Raw genomic sequence first — 17935 nt, forward strand, 5'->3', positions numbered from 1 at the left:
GCATACGGCATCGACCGGCTACGCGCCGGCCGCGATAATGACAGAGGGCGCCGATTATCCCCTGGCAGCACGAAGCATCATCTCAAATACAGGACGCCAGGACGATGTGCCGCGCGCGGCGCGGATGCCGGGCACTTCATGCCCCCCGTTTCGCCATGAACGCCCCCGTCAAACCGATACTCCGGTCTCCCGCGACTCGCTCCACTCCCGTTCAACCAGGGCTTCGAGCCGCTCGACCAGCGCACCGCTGGCGCGCGTCATCGGCATGCGCAGTTCGTCGCGTATCAGGCCTTGCGCAGCCAGCAAGGCCTTGACCGGAGCGGGATTCGGTTCGGCGAACAGCGCCTGGATCAACGGCACGAGCGCGTGAAAAATGCGCCGGCCTTCGGCGAGCCGCCCCGCCGCGAGCACGCGATACATCTCGACGAAGCGCTCGGGCCGCAGATGCGCGGACGCCGCGATCGCTCCGCTGCCGCCCAGGCACAAGGTACTGAAAATATTGATGTCCTCGCCGGCAAGCACCTGCAAGCGAGCGTCGCGGATCAGCGCAAGCGTGGTGTCCGGCGAACCGGCGCAATCCTTCACCGCCTGAATCCGCCGATGCGTCGCGAGCGTGAGCAGCGTGTCGAGTTCGAGCCGCACTCCCGTTCGAGATGGAATGTCGTACAGGACGACCGGCTTCTCGCTGGCATCGGCCAGCGCCATGAAGTGCGCGACGATGCCCTCCTGCGAAGGCCGGATGTAGTACGGCGCGGCCATCAGCACGCCGGCCACCGGCAGCGCGTTCAGTTGCTCGATGCGCTCGTGCATGCGCGCCGTGTGATTGCCGGACACGCCGGCCACCACGGGCAGCGCACGCCGATCCCGCGCCAGATGGGCGGCGGCCTGCGCTTCGTCGAGAATCGTCGCCAGCACGGCGTCCTGTTCGGCGGCGTCGAGCGCGGCGGGTTCGCCGGTCGTGCCGAGCGCCACCAGTCCGGCGATCCCCGCGCCGGCATAGCGCCGCACCAGCGCGCGCAACGCGGCGTGATCGACGGCGCCGTCGGCGAACGGCGTGATGAGCGGAACCCAGATACCCGAAAAAATAGACATGTCTTTACCTCGATGACGACCGTATTGATTCCGTCAGGCGGTGCGAGGGAGGAAAGACAGGAAAGTGCCCAGGCGGGCGTTGACCGGCTGTTCCGTCGCACATCTGACGGAACAGCAAGCTCCGGTCAGATGAGCGGCTGTTTTTTGGCTTTGGCGCCGGCGTTCGAACCCAACGCGCGTGCGGCAACCGCGCTCGCGAGAGCGAGACGTGCGGAGGTCGACGGGCGGAGTCTGAGCGTGGGGCCGGAATGCATGAGACGCAGTGTAACCGCGGGCGGCGTGGCTTGGCAAAGTACATCTCGAAATTGCTTGACATCTGCAGCAGGAAAACTAATATACGCACCGCGTACATCAGCCCGCCATTTCCTCTTCCGACAGGTGCCCCATGAGCGTCCCGCAACAAGCCTTCCTACGCGATGCCATGCGTCGCCTGAACATGACGCGCGACACTTTCGCGAGCCGCATCGGCGTGTCACGCCGGGCGCTCGACACGTGGCTGCTGCCGGACGACTCGCAGGAATCGCGGGCCATGCCGGAGATCGTCGAGCGCTTCGTGTCGGAAATCGTGGTGCACGGTGAGCCGGGCGAAAAATATACGCAAAGCGTAGACGCGCAATCGCTCGCCAGCCAGATGCTGTTCGAGGGCAAGCCGCAGTTGCTCTCGGTGGATCAGTTCTCGCGCGACTCGGTGGAAGCGCTGTTTCGCGTGGCCGACATCATGCAGCCGATCGCCCGGCGCCGCAAAATCTCCCGCGTGCTGGAAGGCGCGGTGCTCGGCAATCTGTTCTTCGAGGCGAGCACGCGCACCCGCGTGAGCTTCGGCGCGGCATTCTGCCGGCTGGGCGGCTCCGTTTGCGACACCACCGGCTTCACGTTTTCGTCGATGGCCAAGGGCGAGTCGATCTACGACACCAGCCGCGTGATGAGCGGCTACGTGGACGCGCTGGTGATCCGCCATCCCGAGCAAGGCTCGGTGGCCGAATTCGCGCGCGCCACCAACGTGCCGGTCATCAACGGCGGCGACGGTCCGGGCGAGCACCCGAGCCAGGCGCTGCTCGACCTCTACACGATCCAGCGCGAGTTCTCGCGCCTGGGCAAGATCGTCGACGGTGCGCATATCGCGCTGGTCGGCGACCTCAAATACGGGCGCACCGTGCACTCGCTGGTCAAGCTGCTGGCGCTGTACCGCGGCATCAAGTTCACGCTGATCTCGCCGCCCATGCTCGAAATGCCGAGCTATATCATCGAGCAGATCTCGCGTAACGATCACGTGATCGAGCAGACCACCGATCTGACCACCGGGCTGCGCGGCGCCGACGTGGTGTACGCCACGCGCATTCAGAAAGAGCGCTTCACCGACGAATCGTTCGAAGGCTACACGCCGGATTTCCAGATCAACCAGGCGCTGGTGGACAGCGTATGCGGCGCCGATACGCTGATCATGCACCCGCTGCCGCGCGACAGCCGGCCGGGCGCGAACGATCTGAGCGTCGACCTGAATCACGATTCACGGCTGGCGATTTTCCGGCAAACCGACAACGGCATTCCGGTGCGGATGGCGATTTTCGCGGTACTGCTGGGCGTCGAGAAACTGGTCCAGCATTCCATGCGCGATGCGGCATGGCGCCCGCCCGCCTATCTCGGCCCGGACGATGCGGTGTTTCACGGCATCGATTGATGGATCAGTGGGCGGCTTTTTTAACCGGTCCGCCGCACACCAGGCACAGTCTCATCAAGCCGCGGCGCTTGCCGCCATGGCCCCGTTGCGCTTGAATGCCCCGGCGAAAAACAGCACCTGATACTGCACCGCATTGGCCCAGTACTTCCAGGTGTGGCCGCCGGGCCGCTCCGCGTAGTCGTGCGGCACGCCGAGTTCGACCAGCCGCTGATGCAGCGTGCGGTTCGACTGCACCAGCGAATCGTTGACTCCGCAGTCGATGGTGAGCGCGATATGCGCGTTGCCGAAACTGCGCGCGTTCTCGACGATCGCCTCGTTGTTCCAGAAGTCGGCATGCCGCATCGGATCGCCAAATACCTGGTCGATGCCGGGCTCATCCTCGCAGCCACGCGGATCCACCGCGCCGCTGATGCTGCCCGCGGCGCCGAATTCGTCCGGCCGGTTCAGCGCGATATGCAAGGCGCCGAAGCCGCCCATGCTCAAGCCGGTAATGGCGCGCGCCTGACGTGTCGCGATCGTGCGGAAATGCGCGTCGACGTAACCCACCACCTCGGTGCCCACATAGGTTTCGTAACGGCTGTGAGGATCGACCGGGCTGTCGATATACCAGCTTTCGTGGCCACCGTCGGGCATCACGAGGATCACGTGATAGCGGTCGGCCAGCTTGCCGATCTGCGAATTCGTGGTCCAGTCGGTGTAGTCGCCGCCCGAGCCGTGCAGCAGATAGACGACCGGAAAGCGGTCGGCCGCCTTGCCGCGCGCATATTGATCGGGCAGCACGACCGTCGCTTCGAGCGACTTATGCATGGCCGCGCTCGGAATGACGATGACCCGCGACTGAAACGCCCACGCAGGCGCCGTAAAGAGCAGCGTCAGAATGAGCCAGAACGTACGAGCTTGATTCATGGTTTGTCGCTTTTCCCTTTCCAGAAGTCCGAAGAAAACTGTCCGGCATACGGCGGCAAAATTCTGTCGACGACTCTAGCAATGGCGACTTACAACCAAATTTCAGCGAAACATACGATCTCGTCAGCTTGGCTTCGCGAGCGAGCGATCGTGCGATCGCGATCCGCTGCTGCTAGCCGCCCAGTTCGATACGATCTTCAAAATCGAGGGCGTGACCGCATGATGGGCGACGACAGCCTCACTTCGCGGTAAAGAGGGCCTCGAGACGACCGCGCTTCCTGACGATGGGCGATTCGACGATCACGTAGCTGAAGTACGTCTGGATCCCGATGTCGCGCTCGAGCAGCCCCTCGATCACGCTGTGGTAGTGCGCGATGTCGCGCGTCACGAACTTGAGCAGATAGTCGTAGCCGCCCGTCGCGTGATGGCACTCCAGGATCTCGTCGATGTCGCGAATGGCGTCGATAAAACGCACGAAGTCTTCGCGGCGATGATCCGCGAGTGTGATCTTGGCGAACACGATCTGAACATCGCCGAGCTTCTCGATCTTCAACAGCGCGCCGTAACCCGCGATGAAGCCGGCCGTCTCGAGCCGTTTGACGCGCGTGAGGCATGGGCTGGGCGACAGTCCAACAGCGTCGGACAGTTCCACGTTGGTCATGCGGCCGCGCATTTGCAACTCGGCGAGAATGCGCAAGTCCAGCCGGTCGAGTGTGCAATCCGTTTTCATCCCCGCCCTGCCTCCTTTCCGTCAGGCGCCTCCATACGAGCGCCTCGGCGTACTCCACGAACTCAATAGTAGCCCGGCACGCCCGCCCGACGATAAGACGATCCTGCTATTTGTTCCTGATTTTCCATCGCGTCACACCTCGCCGCAGGAACTGCCGTGAATCCCATCAACAACGGGTAAAAACCTGTTTTTTTCCGTCCTTAATTCGGTTTAGTAGCGAAGTCATTCCCGTTTAAATTTCATCTACCGACATTTCCATCGGTGCTTGCCTGAACTGGTGTGCGGCAAGCCCTTCATTCAAGAGTCCCTTGGGATTCGTCACTCATCGAGACTGAAGACATGATCGACTTCGAGCCGAAATTCATCACGTTCGACTGCTACGGCACCCTGGTCAACTTTCGCATGGCCGACACGGCGCGCGAAATCTACGGGAACCGCCTCCACGGCGACGCGCTGGAAAACTTCGTCAAGCTGTTCGCCGCCTATCGCCGCGACGAAGTGCTCGGCGCCTGGAAACCCTACCGCCAGGTCGTCCTGAACGCCGTGCGCCGCACCTGCGAACGCACGGGCGTGCCGTTCGCCGAAAGCGAGGCCGAAAAGTTCTACCTGGCAGTGCCGACGTGGGGCCCGCATCCAGACGTGCCGGAAGGTCTCTCGCGCCTCGCGAAGAAATACAGGCTGGTAGGCCTGACCAACGCGGACAACGCGCAGATCGCGAGCAACATCGAAAAGCTCGGGGCTCCGTTTCACGCCGTCATCACGGCCGAAGATGCCCAGGCCTACAAGCCGCGTATGCAAGGCTTCGAATACATGTTCAAGAAGCTCGACGTGCAGCCTCACGAAATCCTGCACGTCTCGTCGAGTCCGCGCTACGACCTGATGACCGCGCACGATCTCGGCATCGTGCACAAGGCGCACGTGCTGCGCGGCCATGAACCGGAAGCGCCGGAATACGGTTATACGGCGGTCAGGAGCATCGTCGAATTGGCCGAGCAGCTTGGCCTGTAAGCGATTTGCGCCTCCTTGACCGCCGTGTTCGACGGCGGCCGGGGATTCGCATCGCGCGACCGATCCGACGTCTGTCCCCAGGTCGACAGCGCGTCGGAAACGTCCTGCTCCACTGCAGTCCACCCTTCTCGCGCCGCATTGCCCATGTTCACGCCCAGCATTTCCGCAAGCTTATGCGCAACGTCCGCCGTTGCGCTCGATACCCTGTTGGGGAGCGGCCTATCGGTCAGCTTCCCACGCTTGAATACATTCGATGCGCTCGCGATCACGCGCCGCGTGTACGGCATCGACGGCGCGGCTACACGGTTTGCGACCGAGAAAGACGACACGTTCCGCATCGACGCAAGCGACGGCGCGCGATACGTGCTGAAAATCTCGAACCCCGGCGAGACGCCCGAAGAACTTGACTTGCAGGTCGCCGCGATGCGCCATGTTGCCGCCGTCGCGCCCGACTTGCCGGTGCCGCGCGTGCTGCCGGGTATCGACGGGCAATTCGTCGTACCCGTGGCGTCGCCCCCGCAGCCGTATCGTACGGCGAGGCTCTACAGCTACCTCGAAGGCATGCCGCTGGACGCGCTGCGCGGGAGCGCGGTCGATCACTACGAGATCGGTGAGATGCTGGCGCGACTGCAAGCGGCCATGGCCGGTTTCCGCCATCCGCACCAGCACCGCGTACTCGCTTGGGACGTCAAGCATCTGGCGAGTCTGACGGGGCTGCAAACACATATCGCCGATCCTTCGCATCGCGCCTTCATCAGGGAGGCGTTCGCACGCTTCGCCGCGATCGAGCCGGCCCTGCGGCACTGTCCCGCGCAGGTCGTACACAACGACTTCAACCGCTCGAACATCGTCGCCAACCCGGGCGGCCGGAGCTTCGTCAGCGGAATCATCGACTTCGGCGACACCGTGCACACCGCGGTAGCGATCGACGTCGCCACGGCGGTAATGAACCAGTTTCCGCTCGACTTCGATGCCGACGGCCCGCACGACCTGTTCGCCAACGCGCGCGACCTGCTGCGCGGCTATCTCGCGCGTGCCGAACTCAGCCGCGACGAACTGCTCCTGATCCCGCACCTGGCCATGGCGCGCGTCGCGGCGCGAGCGTTGCTGACTTCATGGCGCGCCATGCTGTTCCCGGAAAACGAAGCCTACATCCTGCGTTTCACCCGGCCGGGATGGGAGCATTTGCGCTGGTTCATGCAGCGCGACCCTGAGACTGTTTCCAACGCCTTGCTCTAGTTCTTCCATCGCACCGCTCACCTCTCCGATTCTGACCTCCCTATGAACACTACCAGCACGTCGCAGCCGGCCGCCCAAACCGAGGCCGCCGGTAGCGGCAAACCCCACGACGCACTGCGCGGCGACATGCCGAACGGCTTCAATCCGTCGTCGCTCGACCACCTCGACGCCGGCACGCAACGGCACATCACGCGCCGCTTACGGCTGCTCAGTCCGTCGTATCGATTGTTCTACGCCGAGCCCGTCAAAATCGTGCGCGGCGATAAGGTCTATCTGTACGACGACCACGGCAACGACTATCTCGATGCCTACAACAATGTCGTCTGCGTCGGGCACGCCAATCCGCGCATCGTCGATGCCGTCACCCGCCAGCTCTCGACGCTCTGCACGCATACCCGCTACATGCAGGAGCCGATCCTCGACTACGCCGAGGACCTGCTCTCGACCTTCAACACGTCGATCCGCGCGGGCCAGATGATGTTCACCTGCACCGGCTCCGAGGCCAACGACCTGGCCACGCGCATCGCGATGCAGTACACCGGCAAGACCGGCGTGATCGTGACCAGCGAGGCCTATCACGGCAACTCGCATCTCACTTCGAGCTTTTCGCCGTCGCTGGGCCGCAGGGCCTTGCTGGGTCCCTACGTGCGCACGGTGCCGGCTCCCGACTCGTACCGGATGACGCCGTCGGAGATCGGTCAGCGCATGGCCGGACAGGTCGAGTTGCAGATCGAGGACATTCGCCGTCACGGTGGCGGTCTGGCGGCGTTCATCGCCGATTCATTCTTCTCGTCGGATGGCGTGTTCGCCCACCCGACCGATGTCCTCGCGCCGGTAGCCGAGGTGGTGCGCCGCGCCGGCGGGCTGTTCATCGCGGACGAGGTGCAGTCCGGCTTCGGGCGCAGCGGTACGCATATGTGGGGGCATGAGCGCCATGGCGTCGTGCCCGACATCGTTACGCTCGGCAAACCAATGGGCAACGGCTATCCGGTGGCGGGCCTGGTCGTGCGCCCCGAAGTGGTCGCAGGCTTCGGGCAGGACATGCGCTACTTCAATACCTTCGGCGGCAATTCGGTTGCGATCGCGGCCGCGCAGGCCACGCTCGACGTGCTGCGCGACGAGCACGTGCTCGACAACGCGCAGCGGGTCGGCACGATCCTGCTTGAGGGCTTGAACGCACTGGCAAGGAAATACGAATGCATCGGCGACGTGCGCGGCACGGGCCTGTATTTCGGCGTCGAGATCGTGCGCGATCGCGCGAAGAAGGACACCGACATCGCGACGGCGCTCAAGATCGTCAACGGCTTGCGCCAGCGGCGCGTGCTGATTTCCGCGACCGGGCCGGACGCGAGTGTGCTGAAGATCCGCCCGCCGCTGGTCTTTGGCGCTAACGATGCCGACCGCCTGTTGACGGAGTTGGGTACGGTGCTTGCCGCACTGTGATCGCCGATGACCGGCCACGCGAACGTGTCCGGTTCATCGGCAAACGGCCTGATGCGAGCACGTTGGCCGCGCAGACGTGCCGGCAGTCCACCAGGCCCCCGACAAGCGTTTCTGCATTAACCGGCACTTAACGTCCGCTTGTTGGAGGGTTAATCATCCGGAGATGCTCGCGCCGCATCATTGCATGCACGAATCATCATCCGCGCAATTCATAGGAGCAGAAGTGACCACAGCATTCGTATTGCACCGCGCCGAAGGTGCGCCTGATTCGACCGCCTTCCGGAGGGGAGGTCTCGGCCAGAACGATCCATTCGTACGCCATCGCGAGATCGCGTGGGAAGGACCCGACTCGATGGCCGCGGGTCGTGTCAGCTTCATCGGCGAGCTCGACGTGGCGAGTTTTCCCCACATCGAAACCATCGTCGTCATGGAGGGTTCGCTCACGCTCGAAGCGGCCGGCATGGCGCCGCAGGTGCTGGGCCCGCAAGAGGGTGCGGTGATCGGCAGGGGTACCGCGCTTCGCTTCAGGGCGCAATCGCGCGCGCTTTTCGTGTTCTGCGCCGCGGCTAGCGAGAAGCCGACGAAGACAGGCCTCGTCCCGTTGCGCGCGCAAGCCGACTTCAAGCCATCCGCAACGCTTCCAGCAGAGGCACTACTGGGCCCGGCTCCCGAATGTCGCAGCGACAATGTGTTCACCGACGACGACGCGCAGTACAAAGCGGGTACGTGGGATTCGACGCCTTACCATCGGATCGTTCGCCCGCATCGCGTCAATGAGTTCATGCATCTCCTCGCCGGCGGCGTGCGATTCGCCGCGCCTGACGGCAGCGTGCTGTCGCTCGGCGCCGGCGACGCGCTCTTCGTGCCGCAGGGTGTGTCGATCGGATGGGAAAGCAGCGAACGCGTGGCGAAGTTCTACGTTACGCAAACTGTCCAGGCTCAAGTCGAACGAAATTGATCATGTCCCCTCCGCTGACTCACATTCAAACTTCGCCCACGCTGCCTGCCGTCGCCGACGTGGTCGTGATCGGAGGCGGCATCATCGGTGTCTTTGCTGCCTATTACATGGCCCAGCGCGGCGTTTCAGTCGCCTTGGTCGAAAAGGGAAGGATTGGCGCCGAGCAGTCGAGCCGCAATTGGGGCTGGTGCCGACAGCAAAACCGCGACGAGCGTGAATTGCCGATCGCAACCAAGAGCCTTGACCTGTGGGAACGATTTGCCGTCGAATCCGGTGAGGACACGGGGTTTCATCGCTGCGGGCTGTTGTATCTGAGCAATGACGACGCGGAGCTGGCCCGTTGGGCGAGTTGGGGCGACTTTGCGAAGACGGCGGGCGTGACGACCTACTTGCTCGACAGCAAGCAAGCCGCCGAGCGTGGGAAGGCGACCGGGCGAGCCTGGAAAGGCGGCGTCTTCTCGCCCAGTGACGGCACGGCGGACCCCGCGAAAGCCGCGCCCGCCGTGGCAACCGCACTCATGAAGCTAGGCGGCAGCGTTACGCAACACTGCGCGGCACGCGGAATCGAGTTGGAGGGCGGCCGAGTCTGCGGCGTCGTCACGGAAGCCGGAGTCATCAAGACCCGGACAGTCGTGCTTGCCGGCGGCGCGTGGGCGTCCGCATTCTGCCGCCAGCTCGGCATCCGCTTTCCCCAGGCATCGATCCGCCAATCTATCCTTAGCGTCTCGCCTGTCGAGCATCCCTTGCCGGATGCGTTGTTCACCTCCGGCGTATCGATCACCCGCCGAAACGACGGGCGCTACGCACTCGCGATCAGCGGACGGGCGCGCGTGGACGTGACGCCGCAGTTTCTGCGATTCGCCCCGCAATTCGTGCCCATGTTCGCCAAGCGTTGGCGCAACCTTCTTCCGGGCGGACTGGAAGGCGTGCGCGGCGGTCATGAGACGCTCAAGCGGTGGCGGCTCGACGCGCCCACACCCATGGAGCGGGTACGCATCCTGGATCCGAAACCCGATCTGCCTACCGTGAAGGAAACGCACCGCCGCGCCATCGAACTGTTGCCCGAACTTGGCAAAGCGAAAATCACACACGCGTGGGCAGGCTTCGTCGACAGCACACCCGACGGCGTGCCGGGTATCGGCGAAGTGCCGGGCGTACCCGGATTGATCCTGGCTGCGGGCTTTTCCGGTCACGGGTTCGGGATCGGGCCCGGCGCTGGACATCTGATCGCGGATTTGGCCACCGGTGCGACGCCGATCGTCGACCCTATCCCGTATCGGCCCGCCCGGTTTGCCCACTCGGCATGGGGCAAGGTCGCTGACTTTTAGAAGGGCGGGAGGGCGCGGTTACTGCAACAAGCGCCGTGCTACCGGGAGGATGGGCACGGCGCTCTTTTCGGATTACGCGGATTACGCGGTTCGAAGCAACGCTGCGCCAAAGCGGCCCGATACTGCCCGTGATCCCGCCGCCCACCACGACCACGTCGCAGCGTCCGCCATGCAGATCAGGCGAATTGCCGACAAATGGCTCGGACGTATCCAGCCAGTAAGAACTGAAACGCATTGCACTCTCCAACGCTCGCGCACCGATTCGATCGGACCGACTACACCCAGGCCACCGCTTCGACCTCGATCTTCAGACCGAAATGCAGCGCGGGAACCGGAACCACCGCGCGAGCGGGTCTCGCCGCTCCAGCCCAACGCGCATAGATCTCATTGAACGTCGCCCAATACTCGATATCGACGATATAAACACGAACCTGGACCAGTTTCGTGACGTCGCTGCCCGCGCCGGCCAGCGCCCTCACGCCCACGCGGCAGGGGCTGACGATCCGTCAGCGCGTGTTTCTGGAAGCCGCGAAACAAGCCTTCGATCCAGCGCCCTGGCGGAAATGATCACTCGATTGATACCGGTGAGACATCAATCGTCCGGAACATGGCAGTTATAGCCCCCGGCGGCTCGCTTTAGTTCTGCCGCGCCGGGGATAACAGGTCGAGCATGACGCCGCGACTAGAACCGTGTGGCACCGCCGATCGCGTCCAGTTCCGCGCACACCTCGGCGGACAATTTCAATTGCGACGCCTGCAGGTTTTCACGTAGATGCCCGACGCTGGACGTGCCGGGGATCAGCAGAATGTTAGGTGCCCGCTGCAACAGCCATGCGAGCGCCACTTGCATCGGCGTCGCGCCGAGTGTTTGTGCAATCTCCGAGAGCGCGGACGACTGGATCGGCGTGAACCCGCCCAGCGGAAAAAACGGCACATACGCGATGCCCTTGCGCGCGAGTTGGTCGATCAGCGCGTCGTCCTCCCGGTGAACCAGGTTGTAGTGGTTCTGCACGCAGACGATCTCCGCGATGTGCCGCGCCTCCTCGATCTGCGTCGCCGTCACGTTGCTCAAGCCGATGTGGCGCACGAGTCCACGTTGTTGCAGTTCGGCCAGCGCCGTGACCTGCTTTTCGATCGACCCTTCGGCGGGCGCGTGAATGTCGCCCATGTTCCGCATGTTGACGACCTCCAGCGCGTCGAGCCCGAGATTGCGCAGATTGTCGTGCACGCCGCGCTCGATATCGTCGGGTTCGAGCGCCGCCAGCCACGCGCCGTCGCTGCCGCGCACCGCGCCCACCTTGGTGACGATCACGAGGTCGGCGGGATAAGGATGCAGCGCTTCACGGATCAACTGGTTGGTAATGTGCGGCCCGTAAAAGTCGCTCGTATCGATGTGGTTGACGCCCGACGCCACCGCTTCGCGCAGCACCGCGAGCGCCGCGTCGCGATCCTTCGGCGGCCCGAAAACGCCGGGGCCGGCCAGTTGCATGGCGCCGTAGCCCATGCGGTGCACCGGGCGGCCGGCGAGCGGAAAGGTGTCCGTGGTGCTGAGATTCGACATGATGCGCTCCGTGGTGAGTGGTTGAACGCAAGTATGGACGCGGTTGCGCTGTTGAACAAAGCCGTCTAACGTGTACGGGTTGTTAAAAATTCTGCACAATCGTCATGGAATTAAATGATCTGGCTGCTTTCGTCTCGGTCAGCCGCGCGGGCGGCTTTCGCGACGCGGCGCGTATCAGCGGCGTATCGGCGTCGAGTTTGAGCATCGCCGTGCGCCGTCTGGAGGCCAAGCTCGGCCTGCGCCTGCTCAACCGCACCACGCGCAGCGTGGCGCCGACCGAGGCCGGTTTGCGGCTCATCGAGAAGCTGTCGCCGCTCTTCAGCGAAATGGAAGCGGCGCTGGACGTGCTGAACGTATTCCGGGACAAACCGGCCGGCACGCTCAAGCTCAACGTGCCGTCGAGCGCTGCTCGCCTCGTCTTGCCGGGCATCATCGCCGCGTTTCTGAAAACGTATCCCGACATCCGCGTCGAGGTCGTGGTCGAGGATGGTTTCGTCGACGTGCTGTCGATCGGCTGCGACGCCGGGATTCGCTATGACGAGAGGCTCGAGCAGGACATGATCGCGATTCCGATCGGGCCGCGCGTGCAACGCTTCGCCACGGCGGCGGCGCCGGGCTATCTGGACACGCACGGGCGCCCCGATCATCCCAGCGAGTTGCTTTCGCACGCCTGCCTGCGCGGTCAGTTCGCCGGCGGCGCCATGCCGATCTGGTATTTCGAGCGCGACGGCGAAGTGCTGCAGTTGAATCCATCGGGGCCGCTGCTGGTGCGGCCGGGCGCGGCGATCGATCTCGCCGTCAGCGCGGCCATCGCCGGCGTGGGTGTCGTTCACCTGTTTGAAGACATGCTGCGCCCGCATCTCGACAGCGGCGCACTGGAGCCGATTCTGGAGCCGTGGTGGCAGCGTTTTTCAGGCCCGTTCCTTTACTATCCGGGGCGTCGTCATTTGCCGGCGCCGTTGCGCGCGTTCGTCGATTTTTTGAAGGTGATCAATTCTGACTGATGCAGCGACGCGGAATAGGCAGGGCAATATTGCCGACCATCCAAAGAAACGGCACGCGCGCATCGGCAGAAATCGCCCGGTGTACCGCGCGTCCATTAGGGTTCACGGCCTCGGTTTGCACAGTTGCGCGACCGTCGTTAGAAAAAGCGTCGCGCCCACCGGCTTTCTCAAGCAGATATCCCAGTTCTTGCCCGCACTTTCGTTTGGCGGAACGGCGGTATGCACCATAATCGGAACGTTGGCGAGCGCCGGCATCGCTTTCAGCCGACGGCACAATTCGGCGCCGTCCATGAGCGGCATCATCCAGTCGGTGATGATCAGGGCGGGCACATGGGCCGCGACGCGCGCGACCGCCTCCACGCCGTTGCTCGCGCAAGCAACTTCGTAACCTTCGTTCTCGAGTATCAGGCGCCACGCCGCGAGGATTTCCGGCTCGTCGTCCACCAGCAAGATTGAGTGCATCGGGGGCCGCCGGGTTGAACGTCCGGTTGGACGTTGTTGTTACCTTCCGACAGCCCCGCAAGGGGTGTTCCACTATCCGTACCTACACCTATAAAAGATGCGAATATTCGGCTGCCACCACGTTTTCGGAGCCCGTGATGGCGGAACGCTTGCCGGCCCGGCCTATCGGTCACGGCGGCCCGGAGTATAGGCCTGCCGGACACACCATGCGCGTCCGGCCGGACGCGTCCGAATGCTGCCAGCCTTTTGTCACTTGTAGAAACTTCCTCCCACTGCGCCATCATGACCGATACACGCGTTAGCCCTTTGCGCAATTTTGCCGACTTCGTCCGCGCGGAGCGGACCCGACTGACCGAGCAATGGATGAATGCCGTCTTCGGCGACACCGATCTCGTCGAAGCGGACAAACTCACTTATCAGCAACTCGCCGATCATCTGCCGGAAATTCTCGAAGGACTATGCGTGGCGCTCGATGTCGAAGATCTCGAACGGGTCGAGACAGCCATCGAGCGCGATGCGAGAAAGCATGGCAAGGTGCGCTGGCGCCAGGGCTATCGCATCGAGGAACTGGTGCGCGAACTCGATCTCTTCCATCAGGTGCTGGCCGCGGCGCTCGAGGAATTCGCCGGTCTCGACAGCACCTTCACGCGCCGCCATGAGAGCCGGGCGCGGCGCCTGATCGCCGAAACGTTCAGCATGGTTACGCTCACGTCGATCAAGGAGGTAGTGAGTGAACGGGATCGCAAGATCGACGAGTACACCGGCCAGCTCGAACGCGCCAATCACGAACTGGTGCTGAAGCAGCGGCTGGTGAGCGACCTGTACGAGTCGCGCATGCAGATCACACGCAGCGTGGTGCACGATCTGCGCAACTTTCTGAATGCGTTTTCCATGGCGTTGCAACTGATCGCGCGCGCGCCGGCAAAAGCCGAAATGGCGTTGACGCTGGCGAACCGTCAGGCCGCCGACATGAAAGAGCTCGTCGAGCAGATGGTCGAGTACTCCGTGGTGCTCGGCGACGGCGCCCCGCTCACACTCGAACAGGTCGAGCCGCGCGAGCTATTCGATGAACTCGTCGCCTCGTCGCGTCCTTCGACCGAAGCAAAAGGACTCACGTTGCGCGCGGTGTGCGACCCCGCGTTGACCGCCGTCATTTCCAATCGTCTCAAGCTCAAACAGATTGCCGTCAATCTGCTCTCCAACGCAATCAAATACACGAAGTCGGGGCAAATCGAATTGAGCTTCGCGATGGCCGGTGCGGAGCATTGGTCGATTCGCGTCGCGGATACCGGCGTGGGTATCGCGCCATCGGATGCGGAGCGCGTGTTCGGCGAATTCGAGCGCGCCGCGGGCGACGAGATTCCCGGCACAGGCCTCGGTCTCGCTATCGTCAAGGAATTGTGCCGCGTGTTGAACGGGCAGATCGACTTTGTCTCGCGCGAAGGGGTGGGCACCCGGTTCGAGATACGCTTCCCGCTGGTGCTGGTGGAACCGCAATAGCACCATACGACCGACGAACCCCCATGGCCCACCCGATCACCCCTGCCGAATTCCCGCAGTGATCGAGCAATGCCACGCCGATTATTTATTACATTTAACAAACACAAACTTCCACTTTGTAATAATAATCGGCGAATTGAATTAATTGCGATGTAAAGACCGTGCGCACCCACCTGGCGTATGAATCCACGCACGGCTTTCCTAAGCCGTCATTACGGAAATTCGTCGCGTCCTTGACAAAAGACTACGGCGTCACCTATTTTTTATCTGCCGCCAATATACGAATATTCGATTGCGGAAAAACATGCCGGAGATAACCGGAAATTCCAATCACGATAGTTAGTCATTCTACGCATTTCGCATAGGCGGTAAATGGCTATGCATTTTTAATGCAAGTTGGTCTCCACCGCCATGTTGCGGCGATGCGTCCATAATAATTCGAACTCCGATGCATCTTCATCCGCTCTGGCGGCCTTTGTGAAAAGGTATCTGATCCACCACCGAGGATAGAGATGAAACGAGACGAGCGTCTTCGAGGCAATCGCCCTTTCCGTCAGCGCACGCTGCCGGCTCCGGGAACTCTGGCAATGGCATTCGCGGCAACGGTCATGCTGCTCGCCGGCTGTGGCGGCGGGGACGGCGGCTCGTCCTCCGGCACGGCGGTCAGCATGCAGCAGACCGCTGCGAATCAGCAACTCAGCGCGCAGGCGGCCTCGCAGGCGCCGACCGTCAATCAGACCTATATCGACCTGGTCGCGTATTCCGCCAAGGCCAACGACGGCCTCGCGCCCGCGCAGGCCTCGGAGAAAGCAGCGGTCATGCACTACCAGTGGACGTTCGGCAGAACACCGATCAACTACACGACCACCACGGGCCATCTGACGGCGGCCGACGCGAACGGCAACCCCGAGGCGAGCATGTCGTATGTGGCGTACACCGCGCCGGCCGCCAACGGTGCGGCGCGCCCCGTCACGTTCGTCTATAACGGCGGCCCGGGCTCGTCGTCGATCTGGCTGCGGCTCGGCTCGTTCGCGCCGACGCGCGTGGCCACGCCCGATCCCGTGTTCGGCAACTGGCCGAACTATCCGCTCGTCGATAACAAGGAGAGCCTGATCGACACCACGGACATGGTCTTCATCGACCCGCCCGGCACCGGACTCTCGGAAGCGATTTTGCCGAACAGGAACAAGCAGTACTGGACGACCGACGCGGACGTCAACATCATGCGCGACTTCATCCAGCGCTATCTGACGGTCAACAATCGCAGCGGTTCCCCGATCTATCTGTATGGCGAGTCGTACGGCACACCGCGCACCGACATGCTGGCGCTGGCGCTCGAATCCGCCGGCGTGCATCTGACCGGCATCGTCCTGCAATCTGCAATCCTGAACTATTTCTCCGATGCGATCGAGGCCGTCGCCATTACAGGCTCGTCGGAGGAGCTTGCGCTCGATACCGATACGCTGGCGGGCTATTTCCCCGGCTACGCGGCGGTCGCGGCGTACTACAACCAGGCCTCGCCGGCGCCGCTCAATCCGGATCTCTACGCGTTGCAGACAAGCCTGTTCGTCACGGCGGAATACAAGAAGTTCAGGCGCTACTCGCAGTCGTGGGTGCTCAGCCAACTCGGCATACCCGGCGCGTTGGGCAAGCCCGTCTTCCCCAATGCGAAAACACTCGAGTCGTGGACCCTGCCGTCGGGTTTGACCGTGCAGGCCTTGCAGGGCTATTTCAACCGCGATCCATTCTCGACGAGCCTTCTGCCCGGCACGACGATCGGCCGCTACGACGGGCGCGTGTCGCTGCCGAATTCGGACCCGCGTCTGCAAAGCGATTCCGATCCGTCCGACATCCTGATCTCGCAGCCGTTCACCACGGCACTCGCGACGCAGATGCCGGACTATCTCGGCTACACGGCGCCGAACGCGACCTACATGCCGCTAAACGACAGCATTATCGAGCTGTGGGATTTTTCGCATGACGGCCAGGCTTTGCCCGACACGATTCCCGATCTGCTCGCCGCGCTGACGCTTAATCCGCAACTCCGGGTGCTCTCGGAAAACGGCTTTCACGACCTGGCCACGCCGTTCTTCAATACCGAGAAGCAGTTGGCGCGACTGCAGACCGTGCCCGGCCTGAACCCTGATTTGCAGGTCAATTTCTTCCAGGGTGGTCACATGATCTATCTCGACGACGTCGCCCGTCCGCTGATGAAGCGCGATCTCGTACGTTTCTATCGCGGCACGCCGCTGCCCGATGCGCTCGCGCTGTGGACGCTGCCGGCCCCATGGCCCGACGAAAGTCCCGCCAGCGAGCCGACCGCCACCGCCACGGCGCAAGTGACGGCGCCCTGATGGAGCCTTCATGGAACCTGCGCGAAGCCGGTCGGATGGACCTCGTTCGCGTTATCCTATTTACTCAATCCATGCGAGTCATCATGACTTTTATCGATAAGTTACGGCGTGTCTCCCCGTTGATTGCGCTCGGCTGCCTGGTCGGCAGTGCGTATGCGTTGCCGCCGCAAGCGGTGGCGCCCGCGACGCCGCCTAACGGCGCACGCGGCGTCGACGGTCCGTTCTTTCCGCAAAACCGTGCGGCGCCGATCGCGCCGTCGACCGGCGCGGCCTTGCAGCAGCAGGCGCAACAGCGGCTCGAAGCGCGTCTTGGGGCAAACTCCGCGCTCAGCAATGGCGCGTCAGTCACCAAAGCACAGGCGCAAACCCAGGGTCTCGGCTTTGTGGCGAAGCATTTCGATCAGATCGACACGAGCCATAAAGGCAGCGTGACACTGAGCGACGTCAGGCAGTATTTGCAGCAGCAAGGGCGCTAGGCTGGAGGGTTACTACGCCGCGCGTGACAAAGAGCGCTTCGGTTCTGCCACCGGGAGCGCTCTTTTTTGCAGTGGGCGTGTCGTGCGTGGCGTAGCGCGAGTGCTGTCGGTGCCGTGAGCGCAGTAAGCGACGCGAGCGGCAATCACAACGCTATTCCGCCCTGGCACCGCCCATCGACAAACATTCGCTCATCGC

At 63.1% G+C, this 17935-nt stretch carries 15 protein-coding genes and 3 pseudogenes; 11 read left to right on the forward strand and 7 right to left on the reverse strand.

Going from position 1 to position 17935, the window contains the following annotated elements; translation table 11 throughout:
• Window positions 1–168: 168 nt before the first annotated feature.
• Window positions 169–1092: a 4-hydroxy-tetrahydrodipicolinate synthase gene (gene dapA / locus B0G73_RS16420; RefSeq protein ID WP_106282370.1), complete on the reverse strand. Its 924-nt coding sequence runs from the start codon at window positions 1090–1092 to the stop codon at window positions 169–171.
• A gap of 385 nt (window positions 1093–1477) precedes the next feature.
• Between dapA and B0G73_RS16425 the strand changes: the two genes are divergently transcribed.
• A complete protein-coding gene (locus tag B0G73_RS16425; RefSeq protein WP_106282371.1) occupies window positions 1478–2770 on the forward strand; it encodes an aspartate carbamoyltransferase in 1293 nt (430 codons plus the stop codon).
• A gap of 54 nt (window positions 2771–2824) precedes the next feature.
• On the opposite strand, the gene B0G73_RS16430 is transcribed toward B0G73_RS16425, so the two are convergent.
• Window positions 2825–3676: an alpha/beta hydrolase family protein gene (locus B0G73_RS16430; RefSeq protein ID WP_106282372.1), complete on the reverse strand. Its 852-nt coding sequence runs from the start codon at window positions 3674–3676 to the stop codon at window positions 2825–2827.
• A 238-nt stretch (window positions 3677–3914) separates the two neighbouring features.
• A complete protein-coding gene (locus tag B0G73_RS16435) occupies window positions 3915–4406 on the reverse strand; it encodes an Lrp/AsnC family transcriptional regulator (RefSeq protein WP_106282373.1) in 492 nt (163 codons plus the stop codon).
• Window positions 4407–4745: 339 nt separating this feature from the next.
• On the opposite strand from B0G73_RS16435, the gene B0G73_RS16440 reads away from it, so the two are divergent.
• From B0G73_RS16440 to B0G73_RS16460, 5 genes are all read left to right on the forward strand, one after another.
• Window positions 4746–5414 carry a haloacid dehalogenase type II gene (locus B0G73_RS16440; RefSeq protein WP_106282374.1) on the forward strand — a complete coding sequence of 223 codons (669 nt, stop codon included), beginning with the start codon at window positions 4746–4748 and terminating at the stop codon, window positions 5412–5414.
• A 240-nt stretch (window positions 5415–5654) separates the two neighbouring features.
• On the forward strand, window positions 5655–6653 hold the full coding sequence (locus tag B0G73_RS16445) for a phosphotransferase (RefSeq protein WP_219907277.1): 999 nt from the start codon (window positions 5655–5657) through the stop codon (window positions 6651–6653).
• Window positions 6654–6779: 126 nt separating this feature from the next.
• Window positions 6780–8096: an aspartate aminotransferase family protein gene (locus B0G73_RS16450; RefSeq protein WP_181196569.1), complete on the forward strand. Its 1317-nt coding sequence runs from the start codon at window positions 6780–6782 to the stop codon at window positions 8094–8096.
• Window positions 8097–8319: 223 nt separating this feature from the next.
• The gene (locus tag B0G73_RS16455) at window positions 8320–9054 is read left to right on the forward strand and encodes a cupin domain-containing protein (RefSeq protein WP_106282548.1); all 735 of its coding nucleotides are present in this window, start codon (window positions 8320–8322) and stop codon (window positions 9052–9054) included.
• Between the two features lie 2 nt (window positions 9055–9056).
• Window positions 9057–10382, forward strand: coding sequence for an FAD-binding oxidoreductase (locus tag B0G73_RS16460; RefSeq protein ID WP_106282377.1), 1326 nt, complete (start codon window positions 9057–9059; stop codon window positions 10380–10382).
• 79 nt (window positions 10383–10461) lie between these two features.
• Here B0G73_RS16460 and B0G73_RS41885 read toward each other — a convergent pair.
• Window positions 10462–10617: pseudogene (locus B0G73_RS41885) on the reverse strand (FAD-dependent oxidoreductase); the annotation flags it as partial.
• A 40-nt stretch (window positions 10618–10657) separates the two neighbouring features.
• Window positions 10658–10855, reverse strand: a pseudogene (locus B0G73_RS16470) (RidA family protein); the annotation flags it as partial.
• On the opposite strand from B0G73_RS16470, the pseudogene B0G73_RS41230 reads away from it, so the two are divergent.
• A pseudogene (locus B0G73_RS41230) lies at window positions 10839–10949 on the forward strand (LysR family transcriptional regulator); the annotation flags it as partial. The pseudogenes B0G73_RS16470 and B0G73_RS41230 sit on opposite strands and share 17 nt — an antisense overlap.
• 115 nt (window positions 10950–11064) lie before the next feature.
• On the opposite strand, the gene B0G73_RS16480 reads toward B0G73_RS41230, so the two are convergent.
• Entirely contained in the window at window positions 11065–11943 is an 879-nt protein-coding gene (locus tag B0G73_RS16480) for an aldo/keto reductase family oxidoreductase (protein ID WP_106282379.1), read from the reverse strand.
• A 104-nt stretch (window positions 11944–12047) separates the two neighbouring features.
• Between B0G73_RS16480 and B0G73_RS16485 the strand changes: the two genes are divergently transcribed.
• Entirely contained in the window at window positions 12048–12947 is a 900-nt protein-coding gene (locus B0G73_RS16485; RefSeq protein ID WP_106282380.1) for a LysR family transcriptional regulator, read from the forward strand.
• A gap of 102 nt (window positions 12948–13049) precedes the next feature.
• Here B0G73_RS16485 and B0G73_RS16490 read toward each other — a convergent pair whose 3' ends face one another.
• Entirely contained in the window at window positions 13050–13391 is a 342-nt protein-coding gene (locus tag B0G73_RS16490; protein ID WP_258193344.1) for a PleD family two-component system response regulator, read from the reverse strand.
• A 300-nt stretch (window positions 13392–13691) separates the two neighbouring features.
• On the opposite strand from B0G73_RS16490, the gene B0G73_RS16495 reads away from it, so the two are divergent.
• The 3 genes from B0G73_RS16495 to B0G73_RS16505 all read left to right on the forward strand — a co-directional run bounded on the left by B0G73_RS16495 (window position 13692) and on the right by B0G73_RS16505 (window position 17739).
• Window positions 13692–14909: a sensor histidine kinase gene (locus B0G73_RS16495; RefSeq protein WP_106282382.1), complete on the forward strand. Its 1218-nt coding sequence runs from the start codon at window positions 13692–13694 to the stop codon at window positions 14907–14909.
• 512 nt (window positions 14910–15421) lie between these two features.
• Window positions 15422–17263 (forward strand): peptidase S10, encoded by a 1842-nt coding sequence (locus tag B0G73_RS16500; RefSeq protein ID WP_106282383.1) that lies wholly within the window; start codon window positions 15422–15424, stop codon window positions 17261–17263.
• Between the two features lie 71 nt (window positions 17264–17334).
• Window positions 17335–17739 (forward strand): 2-oxoglutarate dehydrogenase, encoded by a 405-nt coding sequence (locus B0G73_RS16505; RefSeq protein ID WP_106282549.1) that lies wholly within the window; start codon window positions 17335–17337, stop codon window positions 17737–17739.
• Window positions 17740–17935 lie beyond the last annotated feature (196 nt).

The organism is Paraburkholderia sp. BL25I1N1 (genome assembly GCF_003002025.1).
Lineage (GTDB): Bacteria > Pseudomonadota > Gammaproteobacteria > Burkholderiales > Burkholderiaceae > Paraburkholderia.